Source organism: Enterococcus sp. AZ077 (genome assembly GCF_051714965.1).
Classification (GTDB): domain Bacteria; phylum Bacillota; class Bacilli; order Lactobacillales; family Enterococcaceae; genus Enterococcus_B; species Enterococcus_B hirae.
In genome coordinates, this window is record NZ_JBIOSX010000001.1 from 1,665,533 (window position 1) to 1,684,381 (window position 18,849).

The 18,849-nt window shown below is 37.9% G+C and carries 12 protein-coding genes; 1 reads left to right on the forward strand and 11 read right to left on the reverse strand.

Annotation, left to right across the window (positions count from 1 at the left end; all coding sequences use genetic code 11):
* Positions 1-87 precede the first annotated feature (87 nt).
* From IGL28_RS07600 to nifJ, 5 genes are all read right to left on the reverse strand, one after another.
* Positions 88-2,325 (reverse strand): fibronectin type III domain-containing protein, encoded by a 2,238-nt coding sequence (locus IGL28_RS07600; RefSeq protein ID WP_081127464.1) that lies wholly within the window; start codon positions 2,323-2,325, stop codon positions 88-90.
* A gap of 293 nt (positions 2,326-2,618) precedes the next feature.
* A complete protein-coding gene (glmM, locus tag IGL28_RS07605; protein WP_081127463.1) occupies positions 2,619-3,977 on the reverse strand; it encodes a phosphoglucosamine mutase in 1,359 nt (452 codons plus the stop codon).
* 23 nt (positions 3,978-4,000) lie between these two features.
* Complete coding sequence (locus IGL28_RS07610; protein WP_081127461.1) at positions 4,001-5,158, reverse strand: CdaR family protein; 1,158 nt, start codon at positions 5,156-5,158, stop codon at positions 4,001-4,003.
* On the reverse strand, positions 5,155-6,042 hold the full coding sequence (cdaA, locus tag IGL28_RS07615) for a diadenylate cyclase CdaA (protein ID WP_010737735.1): 888 nt from the start codon (positions 6,040-6,042) through the stop codon (positions 5,155-5,157). The genes IGL28_RS07610 and cdaA overlap by 4 nt, the downstream gene beginning before the upstream one ends.
* Before the next feature lie 187 nt (positions 6,043-6,229).
* Positions 6,230-9,898: a pyruvate:ferredoxin (flavodoxin) oxidoreductase gene (gene nifJ / locus IGL28_RS07620; RefSeq protein ID WP_081127460.1), complete on the reverse strand. Its 3,669-nt coding sequence runs from the start codon at positions 9,896-9,898 to the stop codon at positions 6,230-6,232.
* Positions 9,899-10,073: 175 nt separating this feature from the next.
* Here nifJ and IGL28_RS07625 point away from each other — a divergent pair, with 175 nt between their 5' ends.
* Positions 10,074-10,592, forward strand: a complete 519-nt coding sequence (locus IGL28_RS07625; protein ID WP_034698266.1) for a thioredoxin domain-containing protein — start codon at positions 10,074-10,076, stop codon at positions 10,590-10,592.
* Between the two features lie 197 nt (positions 10,593-10,789).
* Here the strand turns inward: IGL28_RS07625 and IGL28_RS07630 are convergent, their stop codons facing one another.
* The 6 genes from IGL28_RS07630 to IGL28_RS07655 form a co-directional block, all read right to left on the reverse strand.
* Positions 10,790-13,630: a hypothetical protein gene (locus IGL28_RS07630; RefSeq protein ID WP_081127458.1), complete on the reverse strand. Its 2,841-nt coding sequence runs from the start codon at positions 13,628-13,630 to the stop codon at positions 10,790-10,792.
* Positions 13,631-13,809: 179 nt separating this feature from the next.
* Positions 13,810-14,745, reverse strand: a complete 936-nt coding sequence (whiA, locus tag IGL28_RS07635; protein WP_010718951.1) for a DNA-binding protein WhiA — start codon at positions 14,743-14,745, stop codon at positions 13,810-13,812.
* Positions 14,746-14,779: 34 nt separating this feature from the next.
* Positions 14,780-15,778, reverse strand: coding sequence for a gluconeogenesis factor YvcK family protein (locus tag IGL28_RS07640; protein WP_438843939.1), 999 nt, complete (start codon positions 15,776-15,778; stop codon positions 14,780-14,782).
* Positions 15,775-16,659, reverse strand: coding sequence for an RNase adapter RapZ (gene rapZ, locus IGL28_RS07645; protein ID WP_010718949.1), 885 nt, complete (start codon positions 16,657-16,659; stop codon positions 15,775-15,777). Before rapZ ends, IGL28_RS07640 begins: the two co-directional genes overlap by 4 nt.
* Before the next feature lie 153 nt (positions 16,660-16,812).
* The gene (locus IGL28_RS07650; protein WP_010718948.1) at positions 16,813-17,532 is read right to left on the reverse strand and encodes an amino acid racemase; all 720 of its coding nucleotides are present in this window, start codon (positions 17,530-17,532) and stop codon (positions 16,813-16,815) included.
* Positions 17,533-17,535: 3 nt separating this feature from the next.
* Positions 17,536-18,801 carry a D-aspartate ligase gene (locus tag IGL28_RS07655; RefSeq protein ID WP_010718947.1) on the reverse strand — a complete coding sequence of 422 codons (1,266 nt, stop codon included), beginning with the start codon at positions 18,799-18,801 and terminating at the stop codon, positions 17,536-17,538.
* Between the last annotated feature and the right edge of the window lie 48 nt (positions 18,802-18,849).

Here is an 18,849-nt window from a genome sequence, read left to right on the forward strand (position 1 = left end):
TTGGCTTTTTTGTGTAGTCATCAATCAGTTCGAAAATGACTTTTATTGTTTTAACCTATTTTGCATCGAGTCCCCCATCTAAACGAGCTAAGCATTAGTTCCGGGCTGTTTTGCTTGATGGCTCTTTTTTTGTCTCCTGTAAGATAACAGGATTGTTACACTCACTATGGTTAGCCCCAGTAGTTGTAGCAATGGACTAACTTTATTACCCGTAGCTGGTAACTGTTTACTCACCTTTTTAGCAGTATTCTTATTCACTTTTGCTTCCTCTTTTCCTTTATTAATCGCTCCATTATTTTTTGTTTCGGTTTCTTTTGCCACAGGTGGTTTTTCCGTTGATTCTTTTACTATCTCTTCCTCTAAAGGAGGAACCGTCTCATGTTTTTTGCTTGTCTGCACAATGATTTTATTACTTTCTTCCGAGAGATTCCCTTCTTTGTTTTTCGATTTAACTACATAAGAATATTTCGTATTTTCCTGTAAATCTTTATCAGTATATAGTGAGGTTTCCCCCGCTACTTCTCCTACCAATACATTGTTTCGATAAACTTGATAGCTCATGATTTCCTTCGATTCATTAGGTGCGTCCCACATTAAAGCCACTTCATGTTCTGTGACACGGACTGATCTCAGTTTAGTAGGGGGCAACGGGCGACTCACCTCCATTGTCATTTTCGTTCTTGCTTTCACTGCATTACTCGCTTCTGATAGATTACCAGCTTGATCAACCGCTCTGATTTTATAGGTATAAGTGGTAGCCTCCATCAATCCTGTGTCTATGTAAGTTAAGTCCGTACCAGAAAGTGTTTGGACTAACTGATCGTCTCGATAGACGTGATAACCAGTGACACCCACATCATCGATTGCTGCTTCCCACGACAAGCTGACACTGTTAGTTGTTACATCATCGATTCGTAAATTCAAAGGGGGCGTAGGAGGAGTCAGATCTTCTGCTGATTTTGTCCTAGCCGTTACCGCATTACTTGCTTCTGATAGATTCCCTGATTGATCAACAGCTTTGACTATATAGGTATAGGTGGTATCTTCCATCAACCCTGTATCTATGTAGGTTAAGTCCGTACCAGTTAGCGTTTGAACCAACTGATCATCTCGATAAACGTTATAACTAGCTACATCAACATTATCGATTGCTTCTTGCCATGACAAGCTGACACTGTTAGTTGTTACATCATCGATTCGCAAGTTCAAAGGAGCTGCAGGAGGAAGAATTTCTTCTGTTGGTTTTGTCTTAGCTGTTACTGTATTACTCATTTCTGATATGTTTCCTGCCTGATCAACTGCTCTCACTTGATATGTATACATCGTATCTTCCATTAATCCTATATCCGTGTATGCTACTTCCTCCGCACCAATCACTCCTTGAATTAACTGATTGTCTCGATAAATGATATAACCGATTACGTCAATGCTATCTGTCGCTGATTCCCACGATAAGCTGACACTATCAGTTGTTACACTAGTAACTTTTAAATTCAAAGGCACTGCAGGTGGGCTGCTACTCGCCAGTTTTGTCCTAGCCGTCACTGCATTACTCGCTGCTGATACATTCCCCGCTTGATCAACTGCTCTCACTTCATACGTATAGGTAGTATCTTCCGTTAATCCATTGTCGGTATAGGCGAGGTCTGCATCGGTGACTGTTTGAATCAGTTGGTTGTCTCGATAAACCAAATAACCCATTACGCCTACGTTGTCTGTTGCAGCTTCCCAAGATAAGCTAACACTATCACTTGAAACGTCGTTGACTTTCAGATTTTTAGGATTGGTAGGAGCTTCCAAATCTAATGCAGTGGCTTGAACGTTATCAAAATATGCTGTCCCGTTTCCACTAGACGCAAAACGGATAATATATGTATTTTCACCTTCCGGAGTCGTAAAGCTAAATTCATGTTGTTTCCAAGCATCATTATAATGTCTCTCATCCTTCAACGAAATAAACCCTTCCCCATGATTAAGCGTACCAAATTCCACAATTGCTGGAAACGAAGGGTCTCCGATCACATAATAAGTGAATTGATAGGTCGTTTTCGGTTTTAACTGAACATATTGCAGGATATTCTCTCCATTTGATGCCATTACATAATGATTGCCACTTTCATCTGTCACAAGTGCAGGATTACTACTTCCAGGATTGGAAACGATCCAGTGATTCAATCCATCATTAAATTCACCATTTTTTATAATCACCTCTTCTGCTAGTTGATAAGAGGGTGCATAAGATGGATCAACCGCTACTGCAATGACCGGTTTTACAAATAGAAAAACAATCATCATCAATCGAATCAGTTTTTTGAAAATTTTCATATTTACCTCCTCTAAATTAGTTGTTTCGCAAGTTAGTTTAATCTATTCAGAGATAAAAAAAGCCCTTTTTTTTCGTATAATTAGAAATTAAAGTTCTATCATAACAACTTTTAACGGAGAATATTCTAAACCCAACGCTAATTTTATACAAAAAAGTAGTTATCTTGGAACAATCATTTGACAGTAACCCAAATTTGTTTTCCTACAGACAAAAAAACTGTTATTCACAAAAACAAGAAAACATTTTTGTAAATAACAGTCGATTACTATTAAAATGAGAAAAATTTTAGTTCTTATTCTTCAAGTCCGATCTCTTCTCGAACAACTGAAGCAATCTTATCCACGTAATATGCTACTTTTTCATCCGTTGGCGCTTCGGCCATGACACGTAATAATGGTTCAGTTCCAGAAGGACGAACTAAAATTCTTCCTTCACCAGCCATCTCGGCCTCAGTTTCTTCAATCACTTTTTTGATCGCTGGAACTTCCATTGCACCATTTTTGTTGCTTACTCGGATATTTACTAATTTTTGTGGGTAGATCGTCACTTCGCTCGCTAACTCGGATAATTTCTTCCCAGTTTGCTTCATGATATTCAGTAATTGGATTCCTGATAGCATTCCATCACCTGTAGTATTAAAGTCAAGGAAGACCATATGACCAGATTGTTCTCCACCAAAATTATAATCATTTTTTCGCATTTCTTCTACAACATAGCGGTCACCAACCTGAGTAACTACGTCCTTCAAGCCAATTTCTTCCACCGCTTTATGGAATCCTAAATTACTCATGACCGTTGTAACGATCGTATCTTTTTTCAAACGATTTTTCTTTGAAAGGTATTTCGCACAAATGAACATGATTTTATCACCATCAACGATATTCCCAAGTTCATCCACTGCAATAATTCGATCCCCATCACCATCAAATGCTAAACCGGCATCGGCGCCTTTTTCAACAACCATTTCAGCTAACTTTTCAGGGTGTGTTGAACCAACACCATCGTTAATATTTAAGCCATTAGGGCTGGTACCCATCGTATAAAAATCTGTTTCTAAGTCTGCGAATAAACGGTTGACAGAAGTTGCTGTCGCCCCATTTGCCGCATCGACACAAACGGTTAGGCCTGATAGATCCCCATTGATCGTTTGCACTAAGAATTGAGAATATTTTAATAAGCCTTCTGGAAATTCTTCTACTGTTCCTAATCCCTCTGCTGAAGGACGTGGCAATTCGTCCACTTCGGCATCAAGCAATGCTTCAATTTCTAATTCTTGTTCATCCACTAATTTAAACCCATCAGCACCAAAAAATTTGATTCCATTATCTTGTGCAGGATTATGTGAAGCAGAAATCATCACGCCGGCATTGGCTTTTTGCAATCTTGTTAAATAAGCAACTCCTGGTGTGGAAATGACGCCAAGTTGAAATACTTCAATACCAACTGATAACAAACCAGAAATTAAGGCTTCTTCTAGCATTTGCCCAGAGATTCTGGTATCACGCCCAACTAAAACCCGTGGACGTTTCCCTTCTGTTTCATGTTGGCTTAATACATATCCGCCACATCTACCTAACTTAAACGCTAATTCTGGTGTCAATTCTTTATTGGCTTCGCCACGGACACCATCCGTTCCAAAATATTTACCCATAATTGTAAATTTGCTCCTTTAACTTAATTTTCCGAAGAATACGTTTGACTCTCTTGTGTACTTTGCATAGTGGATTCACTCGAATCTGTACTTTCAGAAGTTTGCTTGCTTTCTGTCTGGACACTAGAAAGTGACGTGCTCGATGTAGTCGACTTTGTCGTTGACGTTGTTGAGTCATTCCTTTTAGTCGAACTTTGATTTTTATCGGCTGAAGAATCACTAGTTGTCGATTCCAGCACTGGTGTTATCTCAACTTTAACCGATTTAGGCGAGACGCTCATTCCTTGTTCAATAGGAATCTGAATCGTCCTAGTCGTTCGATGAGTAATTCCTGATATGTCGATAGGCACAGCGATACTATCCCCTAATTGAGCAAGTTGTTCCGTCGTCCCTGTGACTTCAGCCTCTAATTCGGAAAACTTGAAATTATAGTTCTTAATTCCTTCGCTTTTTGTCCCTTGTTGAATACCATATAGGCTAACCGTTTTTTTCGGTTTGATTGCATCTGACGTGACGTTGACTTGCACTGGATCAGAAACAATACTCAACGGCTCACCAGCTGAATTTAATGCTTGTACAGATACATTGCTATTCACACCATCGTCCGTTATCATTGACGGGTTGACTTTTGCAACCACTTGATGAATTTCCGCTAAAGTCTTATCTCCAGTGGTGATCGTGACCTTCGTTGGATCGACAGTTGTTTCAGTTAAATTATAACCAGAAGGCGTCGTCTCTGTTGGCAGAATAGCTTTAACTTCAAAGTCTTTGGTCACTTTCTTTTCAATTGTAACCGTGATCGTTTCCGGTTGCAACTTAGCGGTGACAGCGCTGCTTAGATTTTTGATTTTCAATGGCACTTCGTGGGTTCCTTCACCTAGATGTGCTAAGTCTGCGGTGACCCTAAAGGTACGGGTGTCTTCATTTGCCTCAGCCATCAACTGGATACGATTCGCACTAGCCAATTTGACAGTAGTAGTGTTTTCGTAACCATGGATATAATACTTATCGGTATCATATAAAAGTTGGATCGAAACATCAGAAGCTGTCTGCGAATAGGACTCGTTTCCAGATAATGTGTTTTGCATCGTTTGACCATTCGCATTGAAATAAAGAATGATACTAAACAATAACGCAACAAACCCATACAGAATACTCGTACGCTTTTCTTTTGAGATCATTTCCGATCCCCTCCCTTAGTCATTGCGTCCAAGAAAGATTGAAGCCCATTCTTTTTGTTTTTATTTTTTTCTTCTACAATTAGTTGTTTTCGTAAGATCGATAAATACTCTTCTTGCGATAACCCTGGTATCAATTGATTGTCTAAAGTGATACTTACATCTCCTGTTTCTTCCGAGACCACGATAGTTATTGCATCGCTGACCTCACTAATACCGACAGCAGCTCGGTGACGTGTTCCAAATTCTTTTGGAATCAACATACTTTCTGATAAAGGTAAATAGGCACTGGCAACTGCAATTTTTCCATTTTTGACAATAACTGCCCCGTCATGCAGCGGCGTATTGGGGATAAAGATATTAATGAGTAACTCACCAGTAATATCTGCATCCAATGCGATGCCTGTCTCAATATACTCATCTAAACCAGTATGACGCTCGATCGTAATCAGAGCACCAATCTTACGTTTCGACATATATTGAATAGCTTTATCAAAGGATAGGATCATCTTCTCGTCTTCTTGTTGCTCGCTTTTCGTTTGTTTGAATAACGAACTTCTTCCCAGATGTTCTAACCCACGACGAATCTCTGGTTGGAAGATGACGATTGCTGCAATCACACCATAAGTTATGACTTGATTCATCAGCCATGACAGCGTGTGTAGCCCAATCAACTCAGCCGCAATTCGAATCACGATAAAGATGGCAACGCCTTTGAGCAATTGGATCGCTTTCGTCCCTCTTAGTAGCTGGATCAGTTTGTAAACCAAATACCATACGACTAAAATATCCAGTATGTTTACCAAAAAATTCAGAGAAAATAAGTCACCGGAAAACATTTGTTGCCAATACTCTAAATTAAAAAGTTCCCCGATTTGAAATGACATAAAAAGCCTCTCTTCTCTTTTGAGATTTCCCTTTAAGTATATCATATGTTTGGAAATATGAGACGATTCTGGCTACTTTTTTCAAGAAAATTACATAAATTATTCGATCGATTTTTCCGCCCTTTAAATTGTTTGCTTATCATTTACCGAATGAGATAGTTGGATCAATGAACAAAACATCAAAACATCATTTTCGACGTGCTGCGCGTTCTGCTCTTTTAGCAGCTCTTCTGGCTGCTGCTTCATTATCGATCTTACGTTCTTTTTTTCTCTTTTTCGTTTCGACTTCCTCTTCTTTTACAATTGGATCAGACGGTTCTAGTTTTTCTTTAATTTTATCAAGCTGTCCAGTGAGTGAAGCATAATTGTAAAAACGAGTTTTTGCATCTAGAACCGTTTTTTCAAACAATTTTTCAGCTAATTGAGGGTTGGCACTTTCTAGTGAAGAAAACCGGACTTGCTTACGCATAAAATCGTCCATTGTTGAAAAGTCTGGTTTTTTGTAATCCAAAATCATCGGAACCTTCCCTTTTTCAATTAAACTTGGATTATAACGATAGAGGGACCAATAGCCTGATGAAACAGCTTCTTTGGCTTCTTTAATCGATTCTTTCATGCCCCCCAACAGACCATGGGTGATACAAGGCGTATACGCAATGATTAGTGATGGCCCTGGGTATTTCTCTGCTTCTTCAAACGCCTTGATTGTTTGCATTTGATTGGCACCAGAAGCAATTTGAGCGACATAGACGTTCCCATAAGTCATTGCCATCATTCCTAAATCTTTCTTCGACGCATATTTCCCACTTGCGGAGAATTTTGCAATAGCTGACGTTGGCGTTGCTTTAGAGGTTTGCCCCCCAGTATTAGAATAAACTTCATTATCCAATACTAGGATATTCACATCTGCCCCACTAGCCAATACATGATCGATACCACCAAAGCCAATATCATAAGCCCAACCATCTCCGCCAATAATCCATTGACTGTTTTTGACAAAAATATCTTTGTGCTCAAGAATGGATTCCAATTCTGGGACTTGCTGTACTTCCGCTACCATCGCAGCCTGAAGTTTAGCTGCTCGTTGTTGTGTTCCTTCGCTATCGAATAAATGGTTGAGCCAATCCTCCATCAACAGTCGAAGCGCACTCGATACTTTTGGCATGATTTCACGAACAGATTGCGCTAAAGCTTCACGACGGGTTTGAGCAGCTAGTAACATACCATAGCCAAATTCAGCATTATCTTCTAATAAGGAATTAGACCAAGCTGGACCTTGCCCACAAGCATTCGTTGTGAACGGTGATGCTGGCGAAGCTCCTCCCCATATTGAAGAACAGCCGGTTGCATTAGCGATCATCATTCGGTCTCCGAACATTTGGGTCAAAAGTTTCACATATGGCGTTTCACCGCAACCCGAGCAAGCACCTGAAAATTCAAGCAACGGTTGGTTAAATTGGGTAGCCATTACCGTATTTTTTCCTTTCATAGGGTTTTCTTTCTGTCTCAATGTCATTGCAAACGCCCAATTGACCGCTTGTTCTTTTTGTTCCTCGTAAGGTTTCATCACTAACGCTTTTCCTTTGGCTGGACAAGCCTCCACACATAATCCACATCCTGTACAGTCCTCCACGGAAACTTGGATACGATAGTTTAACCCGTCAGGTCCTCTCATATCACGAACGATAAATCCTTCAGGCGCTTCAGTCAGCTCTTCTTCATCAGCTAAGAATGGGCGGATGGCTGCGTGCGGACATACAAATGCGCACTCATTGCACATCGTACAACGGTCACTGATCCATTCAGGGACTTCTAGGGCTACACCTCGTTTTTCCAGCGCTGCTGTTCCTAATGGCATCTCGCCAGTTGTCATCTGGTTGGCTACTAAAGTACCTACTGACAGTTGATTTCCTTCTTGAGCATTGATCGGCGTAAAAATCTCTTTTACGTAACGTGATGTTGTCTCTTCTTTTTTGCTAGGCAGTTCTAATGATTGCCAATGTTTGGGGATTTCAACTCTATGGAGAAGTTCAAGGGTATGATCAATCGCTTGGTTATTTTTTTCTACGATTTTCATTGATTTATGACCATAGCTTTTAAGCACTTCTTCTTTCAAGAGCGGAATCACTTCTTCAATAGGAATAATGTTTGCTAATTTGAAAAAAGCCGTTTGCATGGCAGTGTTAATACGACGACCTAATCCAACTTCTTGAGCAATTTTCATCGCATTGATCGTATAAAATTGAATCTCATTTTCTGCCAAATATTTTTTTAGACGAATAGGCAGATGCGTTTCTAACTGCTCATCTGTCCATAAAGTATTCAATAAAAATGTGCCACCTTTTTTCAACCCTTTAACTAAATCATAGCTGTGCAAGTAAGCAGGCGTATGACAAGCGACAAAATCAGCATGTTCAACTAAATAAGTAGAACGAATTGGCGTGTTTCCAAAACGGAGATGGGAAATCGTCAATCCACCTGATTTTTTTGAATCATAGTAAAAATAGCCTTGGGCGTATTTGTCTGTATGATCACCAATGATTTTAATAGCAGATTTATTTGCACCGACTGTCCCGTCAGAACCAAAACCCCAAAACTTAGCTTGGTAAGTTTCAGCATCCGTTAAATCCAATGTTGGTCTTGGTGCCAAAGAATGATAGGTAACATCATCCACTATCCCGATTGTAAATCGTTTTTTCATTTGTTCATCTTTTTGCAACTCGTCAAAAACGCTGATGATTTGATCTGGTGTCACATCTTTTGATCCTAATCCATACCGCCCACCAATTATTTTAGGACAGATTGTTGCATCATAAAGTGCACTTTGAACATCTAGCAGTAATGGTTCCCCACCAGCTCCTGGTTCTTTGCTTCGATCTAATACGGCAATTGACTGTGTAGTTTTAGGAAGTTTTTGCAACAATGTTTCAATTGGGAATGGGCGATAAAGATGGATATTCAAGAAACCGACTTTCCGGCCATTTTTATTCAAATAATCGACTGTCTGCTCAATCGTTTGCGCTACCGACCCCATCGAAATGATGACTTCTGTCGCATCGGCAGCACCATGATAAGTGACTAAATCATAGGAAGTTCCACGTAATTCATTGATTGCTTGCATGTATTTTTGTACGATGCGAGGTAATTGTTCGTAATACGAATTGATCGTTTCTCTTTGCTGAAAATGAATATCTGGATTTTGATTCGTTCCACTAACAGTTGGGTGGTTAGGGTTCATCGCTCTGTTTCTAAACGCAGCAAGTTTCTCTTGATTGATTAACGATGCTAACTCGTCATATTCTAGTACTTCAATTTTTTGGATTTCATGGCTCGTACGAAAACCATCAAAAAAATTCAAGAATGGCAGCTCTGCTTCAATCGAAGCCAAATGTGCTACGGGTGCTAAGTCCATAACTTCTTGCACACTGCTTTCTGCAAGCATCGCAAATCCAGTCGATCGAGCAGCCATGACATCCCCATGATCCCCAAAGATATTTAACGCATTCGTCGTGACTGCACGACTTGCGACATGAAATACGCTTGGTAGTAATTCACCAGCGATTTTATACATATTGGGTATCATCAACAACAATCCTTGAGAAGCTGTATAAGTCGTTGTCAGCGCTCCTGTTTTGAGCGAACCATGCACAACACCAGCCGCTCCTGCTTCAGATTGCATTTCAACCACTTTAACTGGTTGTCCAAAAAGATTTTTCTTCCCACTAGCAGACCATTGATCCACTAATTCTGCCATCGTTGAGCTGGGCGTAATGGGATAGATTGCAGCTAATTCTGTAAAAGCATAAGAAATATAAGCGGCAGCTGTATTTCCGTCCATTGTTTTCATTTTTCGCATTTGTCATCATCCTTGTTCAAATTCTCTCAAATATCCCACCTATTATAACGCAAAAGCTCCTGAAAACCTACCTATTCTGTAATAGTACTCACATGAGAAGATACATGCTTTATTAAACAAAAAACTAGTCTTTTTTCTGAAAAATGCTTAAAATGAATCTAAGAGGTGATTATACATGGATATATCTATCATTAAAGCAGATAAAACAAATACCGAAACTGGCATTCATTATGGAAACTTAGATGCTCCTAAGAAAATGGCAGAGTTTATCAATCTGGCTTGCCCTTATTGCCGTCAATGGTTCAACGAATCTTATGAATTACTCGAAGAAGCTGTAAGTAAAGGTCGTTTGCAACGGGTGATCAAACTTTTTGATAAAGAAAAAGAAAGTTTGCAACGTGGGAATGTGATGCATCATCATATTGATACGTCAGACGGTCAAGTAGCTTTACGAGAAATCAAAAAAGTATTTGATTCGCAGGATGATTGGAAAAATCTTAGTCTAGCAGAAGTAGCAGATTATGCTCAAAATAAGTTAGGTCTAACTTACCAAGAAGAATCTCCTGCCTCTCAAGCAATTATAGCTGAGGCGAATGCTGCCAATATCCGTTTTGTTCCAACTGTTATTTTGGAAGAGCATATTTTTGATGAATCGATCAAAAAAGAAGAGCTAATTGACTACATTAACGAGTAATAATCCTGACTATCACATGTACTTGTAATCATTATTGATCAGGATTGACACTATCGTTCCGATCCTAACAAGACCCAAAGAACCTCAAAATAGCCTAGCCTATTTTTAAGGTCCTTGGGTCATTTTTGATTGAGCGACTATCCAGATCTTAATTTAGAAAAATATAAAAAAACGGATTGATACACCATCTATCTATCCTAAGACCTTTCGTTGACAAAGCTTCGTAAACTAGCTTGGACACGTGGGTTATTTAGATGCTGTTGCCATTTCTGTTCGATGACATTTTGTACTTTTTCAACGGCACGAGTTGTAGTCGATGAAAAACTTTTTGGCTGTGACAATATGGGTGAGTCTACCCGTGCTTTTTTCAGACTTAGGTCCAGGGCGCCAGGATCCGATTCTGAATTCCTTCTCTTCCTCTCTCCTTCTGATCTCATTTCTTGACTCTTTTCATATTTTCCTTTCACTTGGTCTGAGCTATTTGATCTAAGCTCGATTTGATCAAAACGGCTGGTTAATTCATCCATAGATATTGGTTGTAGTGGTTGGTGACTCGTGCTTTGGTACAACGGATTGTTTTTAACTAGAGAGAACGCTTCATCTTTATGGATAAACCGCAGTTTTCCATCGGAATTAGGAACGGAATAAAAAGAAAATTCTGTCGCAATCTCGTTAACTGTCCTCCCTTTCTTTTCTTCATTTTGGATGTAATCATATATTATTTCTTTGATCTCTTCTGGTGATAAATTATATTGATATGAAATTACTCCTATATTTTGATTCTCCTTATACTCACTAACAATGATTTCACGCAATGGATCTAATCTATTCGATTTAGTGTAGATTTGATGAAACTGGTTTGTTGATTCAGCCATAGATATTGGTTTTGGTGGTTGGATCGTGCCTTCTTGTATCAGATTTTTCTTAACTTCAGAGATTGCTTTCTCAATGATAGGTGGTTCTGGGGTGTTTAATTCTGGTTGAGATTCGTTCTGAATTTTATTCACTATCTCTTGAACGGCTTTTTCGTTTATCTTTAGCGTACATGCAATTTCATTAATGGATACATTTTTTTCAATTGCTCCCTCTACATATATCTTATAAATTTGAGCCAACGTGCAGCCATTTTTCTCCGCAATTCTTTGAATTTGATGGTTCATTGCTTTATAATCTCTAATATATTGATATGGAAGTACTTTTATGTCAGTTTGAGTCAAACAAAGCCGGTTACCTATTTCTTCTTTAGACATTCCCTTAATTGAATGTTGTATAATAAATTCAGCCATTCGATGTTTAACCATTCTCGGAGTCCAGTCCAATTCGGTTGCAATATCACCAATTTTTATCCCTTTTCTTAGTTTCTTGACAAGCTCTTCGAAGCTTAGTTGTTCAAGTACCCTTTCTGGTTGTGTTTTTAATAATAAGGTATTTGTGTTTTTACTTTCTCCCTCTAACTTATTATTTTTTTCAACTTTTTTGAAAGTCTCAAGTATCCTCGGATATCCATCTAAACTCACAGGTAATATACTATTTAATTCTTCCCGTGTATATCCTTGATGAATCTTTTTTATTGCATAATCCTCTATTATCGTTTTAGTTTTTTCTACCGAAATATTCAAGCTTTCAGAGATATTCTTTATGTTTTCCTTTATTTTTAGCTTGTGAACGACCAATTTTTCCATCACATAATCTTCTGAACAACCAATATTCTCAGCAATGAGAGGGATATCACTATGCCTTTTAAAACTATTTTGGATAAATGCATGTTTTTTTCCCATTATACTACTTGAACTTTTATGTAGTCTTTCAGCTATCTGAGGTACCGAAAAACCTTGGTATATGCTACGTGCGATTTCTAAATTAAGTATCCTATAAGCAGTTGGTCTACTAATCTTTAGTTGCTCGATAAGTTCTTCATGACTTATTTTATTTTCAAGTCCTTGAATGAACTCTACTCGTATTTTTTTCATTTCCTCCTTATTGTGGCGTTTTAGAAACGCTAATTTTTTTGAACTATCTTTATTGGGGCGCATCTTATGAATGGATTTTTTCATTTCAAGTGCGCCTTCGATATACATTAATTGAATCTGATCGAACGTAGAACTGTTTAACCAAGCAATATGTTGCATTGTATTAGCCTTTAACTCTACTGTAAGATAGTTGTATACATTTTTTTTCATTTGAGCTGTTGTTAACCAAAGATAGGTAGAAATGTGTTGTTTAGGGGTTCCCTTACTCGATTCACTGATAATAAATTGCGCTATTATCATTCGAATTGTTTTATGACTTCTATTCAACTCTTGTGCAATTTCCTCAATATTTTTACCTTTCTTTCTTTGGATAGCAATATAATTAATTAGATATTTATTTAATTCATTTGATGTTATTTCTTCTAACTTGTCTTTTCTATTTTCTTTGTAAAAATTAATTATTTCATTTTGTCTCCTACTTTCTACTCCTTTTTCTCCTGATTCGTTTTCCTTTTTAACTTCAAGGTAGATATTATGGACTCGTGGATTCTCAGCCAAATTAAGATACAACATTTTATTCAATTCTTCCAGTGTGTATCCTTCCTCACAGATTTTTCGTATTGCATAATTTTCTATTATCTTTTTAGTTTCTCCTAATGAAATAGAAACACTCTTAGTAATATCCTCGATATTTTCCATTTTTTTCAGCTTTTGAATAATTATTTTTTCAAGAACATACGCCTTCGTACCACCTATCTGCTGAGAAATGGAGTCAATCCTAGAGGAAGGTGGAATCTCAGAAATGGAATTATTACTAGAGGAATCCGAAAAACGTCTTAGAATATAGTTGTGTTTGTTTCTGTGAATTTCCTCAACGGGCTTGTGAAATCGTTCAGCTATTTCAAGTTCCGTAAATCCTTGACTTAGTTTACATGCGATTTCAAGCAATTTGATTTCAACCACTGTTTTACGGGATATCTTCAAGCTATCTGCAATTTCTTCATCTGTTTTTCCTTGTTCATAACCTTGAACGACCTTGGCTCTCAGTATTTTATTCAGATATTTCATGACACTATTCTCCTTTGTTTTTAGTAGCAATAACCGTTATCAATGGGACTTGCTACTTACTTTTTAACATATTAAAGGACACTGATTAGAACTTTTTTTGGAAATATAATAAAAAAAGATTCTGAGACAAATACTTGTCCCAAAATCTTCATTAATTAAAAAATTAAAAATTTTTTCACTTAACTTGCTTCTTCGCGCAACTTTTCTGCAAATTCATTAATCTTTCTGATTCGATGATTGATTCCGGATTTAGAGATCGCTCCTGATGGAATCATTTCTCCTAGCTCTTTTAAACTGACTTCTGGGTGCTTTAATCTCAATTCTGCAATTTCTTGCAATTTTTCTGGTAGCGCAGTTAATCCAACTCTACTTTCAATCAATTCAATATTTTCGATTTGTTTTGCTGCAGCATCAATCGTTTTATTCAGATTGGCTGTCTCACAATTGACAAGTCGGTTGACTGAGTTTCGCATATCACGTACGATACGGACATCTTCAAAGCGCAACATCGAATTCGTCGCACCAATTAAGGTTAAAAAGTCAGCAATTTTCTCTGCGCCTTTTAAGTATGAAATATAGCCGTTTCGACGTTCCAATGTTCGAGCATGAAGACCATAATAATTTAACATATCACAAATGTCTTGATTATGTTGTTCATAAATGGAGAAAATTTCTAAATGGTAACGACTAGTTTCAGGGTTATTGACTGAACCAGACGCCATGAATGCTCCTCTTAGATAAGATCGCATTTTTTGTGCATTTCCTAAAATTTCATCAGATACATGCCCATTGAACATCATTCCGTCCATGATATCTAGATCCATCAGTACATTTTTCGTTCCTTGTTTCAAACGAACGATATAGACATTATTCTTTTTCAATTTCATTTTTTTTCGAACGAGTAACTCGCTTCGGACATTATAATGATCTTTTAAAAGAGAATAGATCCGTCTAGCGATAGCTGCATTTTCTGTTTGAACGTTTAGGATAAATTGTTGATTCACAATCCCTAAAGATCCATTCATTCGCAAAAGTGCAGCTAATTCCGCCTTTGCATGTTCGCGGTGAACTTCAAGTCCAGTAAGTTCTTTTTTGACATCTGCCGCAAATGACACCCTATTCTCCTCCTTTCTCTTAGTGACCTATCGTTTAATATTTGGAACCAAAAACCAAACGAAATAGCTCTTCCACAACTTTTTCACCATCATGGAAGACACCACCATTTTTTAATTCTAAAAAGTCAGTCGAAATCACTCGACATCCTTCATTCCGTAATCCATGAAAATCATGAGTTACTTGTACGAGGTATTCATCGTAAATTTCAGGATCCATATAACCTGCTGGTACTTTTTCTGTGTTAACTAAAACAGTATCAATAAATGGTCGTTTCAAATGTTCATGCAACACCCGAATATGATCAGCATCTGTAAAATGTTCTGTTTCACCTTTTTGTGTCATGATATTACAAATATACACCACTTCGGCTTCTGTTTTAGCTACTGCTTCTCCAATTTCTTGGATGACCAAATTAGGTAAAATGCTAGTAAACAAACTACCCGGTCCTAAAACGACCATATCTGCCTCCATAATGGCAGAAACAACTTTTCGTGCTGGTTTGGCTTCGCTATCATCCGTGGTATTTCGCACATAGACATGATCAATCGTTTTTCGATCGACCGCAATTTTTGATTCCCCCACCGCAGTAGTACCATCTTTAAAAACTGCATGGAGTGTTAATGGTGTTTCAGAAGAAGGATAGATATGACCGTCCACATGCATCATCTTAGATAGGAGTTGTACTGCTTCGTATGTACTTCCTCTCATTTCTGCGACAGCGGCAATGATCAAATTACCGATCGTATGATTGGCTAAAAATTGATCTTCTTTTTTAAAACGATACTGAAAGATATCTTCATAAAATTGTGGCATATCCGACAATGAAACCAACACATTCCTCAAATCGCCAGGGGGCGCCATCGCAATTGATTCTCTGATTGCACCGCTACTGCCCCCGTCATCTGCGACAGTTACGATCGCTGTAATATCAGCCCCTTGGTTACGCAAGCTTTTTAAAATAACCGGTAAGCCTGTGCCACCCCCAACGACAACGATTCTGGGCTTTCTTATACGGTAAGTTTTCATCTTCACGAGCGATTCACCGTCTCTTTCCGTTTATCTTTGTCACGGTGAGTCACATTGACTTTATAATTTTCTTTCAAAGCACCTGATAAACGTTCTGTTAACGCAACTGAACGGTGTTGCCCTCCGGTACAGCCAATAGCAATCGTCAAGCTGCTTTTACCTTCTTTGATATATCCTGGTAAAACCGTCTGTAATAAATCTAAAAACTTATTATAAAACAGCTCAGTTTCATCAAATGACATCACATAGTCATAAACTGGTTGATCTTTTCCTGTCAAAGGTCTTAATTCAGGGATATAGTGGGGATTTGGTAAAAAGCGTACATCCATCACGATATCTGAATCAATTGGCAAGCCATATTTGAATCCAAAGGAAACAAATTCGATTCGAAAGCCTTGATCGCCTTTGGTCTTAAACGTTTGATTGATTTTTTCCCTTAACTGACGTGGCGTTAAAGTCGTCGTGTCTATAATGACCGAGGCCTGCATCTTTAGATCATTCAATATCGCACGTTCTTTACGAATTCCTTCCGTGACTAAACCGTTCATTGCCATTGGATGGGTACGTCTTGTTTCCTTGTATCGTGCGACTAATTCTTCATCGGATGCATCTAAAAATAAAATCGACGTATCGATAAAATCCGTATTCTCAATTTCGACTAACATATTTTGGATTTCTTCAAAAAACGAGCGTGAACGCAAGTCTACCACTAATGCCATTTTCGTCACTTTACCCGATTCTTTGATCAATTCCCAAAACTTTGGAATTAGATTTGGTGGCATATTATCAATACAAAAATACCCCATATCTTCAAAACTTTGAATAGCGACCGTCTTCCCAGCGCCACTCATCCCTGTGATGATTACTAGTTGTAAATTATCAGCCATATCAAACGGCCCCCTCTCATATCTCTTCCTAAAATTATATCACTTCCGGGCGTATCATTACCAGTTAAACATTCTTAAAAATGAAGTTGTCGATAAAAATAGGGACAAATACCACTGTAGGTATCCGCCCCTAATCTTTGCTCATAAAAGTTTTCAACTTGATATGGTAGCTTGTCGGTGTTGTAAGGCACGGGCGATCGTTTGATCAGCTAAGATTGACTGTGCGTCAATGACGGGATATTCATTTTCCCCTACATACTCTTGCATCAACGATAATTCTGTACAGCCTAAAATAATTTTTTCGCAATCAAATCGCGCCACCGCTTCTGCCAAAATTTCGTAGTATAGTTCTTTGTTTAAATAATCTGATTCTTTGATATCATGATAAATCAAATGGTTGATTTTCGCCTGAAGTTGAGCATCAGGAATGACAGCCTCAAAGCCTAGCTGTCTCACTTCCTTTTCATAAATCCCAGCTTTCATGCTACCTTCCGTACCCAGGATGGCTACTTTACCAGTTGTATTTTGTCTGACAAGCTCATTTGCCGCTTCTCGTGGCATATGAAGAATCGGAATCTCAGTGGCTGCTTGAAGTTCATCAAAGAAATAATGAGCTGTATTACACGTTAAAACGATAAAATTTGGTTTGAGTAAATTTTGTTTTTCAACATCATCTAGTAGGTAAGGCATTGGACTTTCTTGTTCCCTATCTAAAATATAAGCCGTTCGATCAGGAACTGTCGCATGATTAAATAATACATAATTTAAATATTCCTGATCTTTTGAGGCTTTGGTTCGATGATTGATTAGACGGACAAAACTCTCTGTGGCCATCGTTCCCATTCCGCCCAAAATACTAAAAAAGTTTTCCATGAATCAACCTTCTTTCACATGAAAGTATTTTTTAAATCGAGGAATGTAATTTCTAAACATATACTTCATCAATAACCAGCGTTTGAGCGAACGATCTTTCTCATAAAAAACAGTCGTTCCATAACGATTTTCTTTAATCATTTTTTCTGCAACTTTTTTGTCTTCATTTGCTTTTGCATAAGTTAAAAAGACCTTGTTAGGTACACCCATCCATAATTTTGCTTGATCCGATTGGCTCGTCCCATAGGTAGTCCCTGTGAATGGAACTTCAAATACACGGTCTTCTGTCACAAATTTTGCTAAATTCAAGCCATTAAGAGTGACAAAGAAACTGCTTCTTCCCTGACGAAGGTTGATTTCAAAAAGTTTGTATTCACCATCTCTTGGATCGTATTTCATATCAAAATTCGCAAAACCAGTATAGGAAATATCTTCTAAAAATCGTTTAATCGTTTGATAGATCTTTTCATTATAATCTGGCATGATCACCACATAATTACCAATCGAAGCTGGTGTTGGATCTTCTAGTAATGGGTGACCTAAACACATCATTCTTACTTGATGGTTTTCATCGACATAAGCATTTAACACACGCATATTACTATCATCCCCAGGAATGAAATCTTGGACGATCATTTCACTTGTATAACCTGCTTCGTAAATACGACCTAAGATCAAGTCAAATTCTTCACGATTATCGATAATAAAGGCTTTTTTTCGACCTTCAAATTGGACAGATAAGTATTCTACGCTGTTTGCCGGCTTTAATGCCACTGGAAAGTCAAATGGTAACTCTTGATTCAAATGCCCATCAACTAACATTTCTTTTCTAACAATCAACGTTTTGGGATAAGGTAACTGGTATTCCTCGCAAACTTCATAAAAACTAACCTTATTAATCAGACGTTTAAATAACGAATAATCGATGTAAGGACAAATAAAATACTTTGAGAGTTCTTCTTTATGCTGAGAAATCAGTTCTGCATAGCCATCTCCACATGCAATCAAGAGATACTTCTTCGTTTGATCTGAATATTTCTCTCTTGCTAAACGTAACATGGACTCAATAAAGACCGGATCTTTATCAAAACCAGGAATTACGTCTACTTTGACGATTTTGCTATAGCGAGTTGGTGCCAACTGATTTGATGCATACGCCTGGCAAACTTTGCCATACGCTTCATGAAATGAACGTGCCATTCCATAGACATTCATGTCGCTACCCAATAAAATAGGAATAAATTCTTCGTTTACATTACTGTTCATCATTATCTCTCACTTACTCATAATCTCTAGTTTTCTTTTTCAACTACACAA

Bases quoted from the DNA above. Each gene is read 5' to 3' on its own strand.
- cdaA (WP_010737735.1), bottom strand. From the start codon at position 6,042: ATGTCATTTCAAATCGGGGAACTTTTTAATTTAGAGTATTGGCAACAA.
- IGL28_RS07600 (WP_081127464.1), bottom strand. From the start codon at position 2,325: ATGAAAATTTTCAAAAAACTGATTCGATTGATGATGATTGTTTTTCTA.
- rapZ (WP_010718949.1), bottom strand. From the start codon at position 16,659: ATGGCTGATAATTTACAACTAGTAATCATCACAGGGATGAGTGGCGCT.
- IGL28_RS07610 (WP_081127461.1), bottom strand. From the start codon at position 5,158: ATGATCTCAAAAGAAAAGCGTACGAGTATTCTGTATGGGTTTGTTGCG.
- glmM (WP_081127463.1), bottom strand. From the start codon at position 3,977: ATGGGTAAATATTTTGGAACGGATGGTGTCCGTGGCGAAGCCAATAAA.
- IGL28_RS07625 (WP_034698266.1), top strand. From the start codon at position 10,074: ATGGATATATCTATCATTAAAGCAGATAAAACAAATACCGAAACTGGC.
- IGL28_RS07650 (WP_010718948.1), bottom strand. From the start codon at position 17,532: ATGGAAAACTTTTTTAGTATTTTGGGCGGAATGGGAACGATGGCCACA.
- IGL28_RS07630 (WP_081127458.1), bottom strand. From the start codon at position 13,630: ATGAAATATCTGAATAAAATACTGAGAGCCAAGGTCGTTCAAGGTTAT.
- nifJ (WP_081127460.1), bottom strand. From the start codon at position 9,898: ATGCGAAAAATGAAAACAATGGACGGAAATACAGCTGCCGCTTATATT.
- IGL28_RS07655 (WP_010718947.1), bottom strand. From the start codon at position 18,801: ATGATGAACAGTAATGTAAACGAAGAATTTATTCCTATTTTATTGGGT.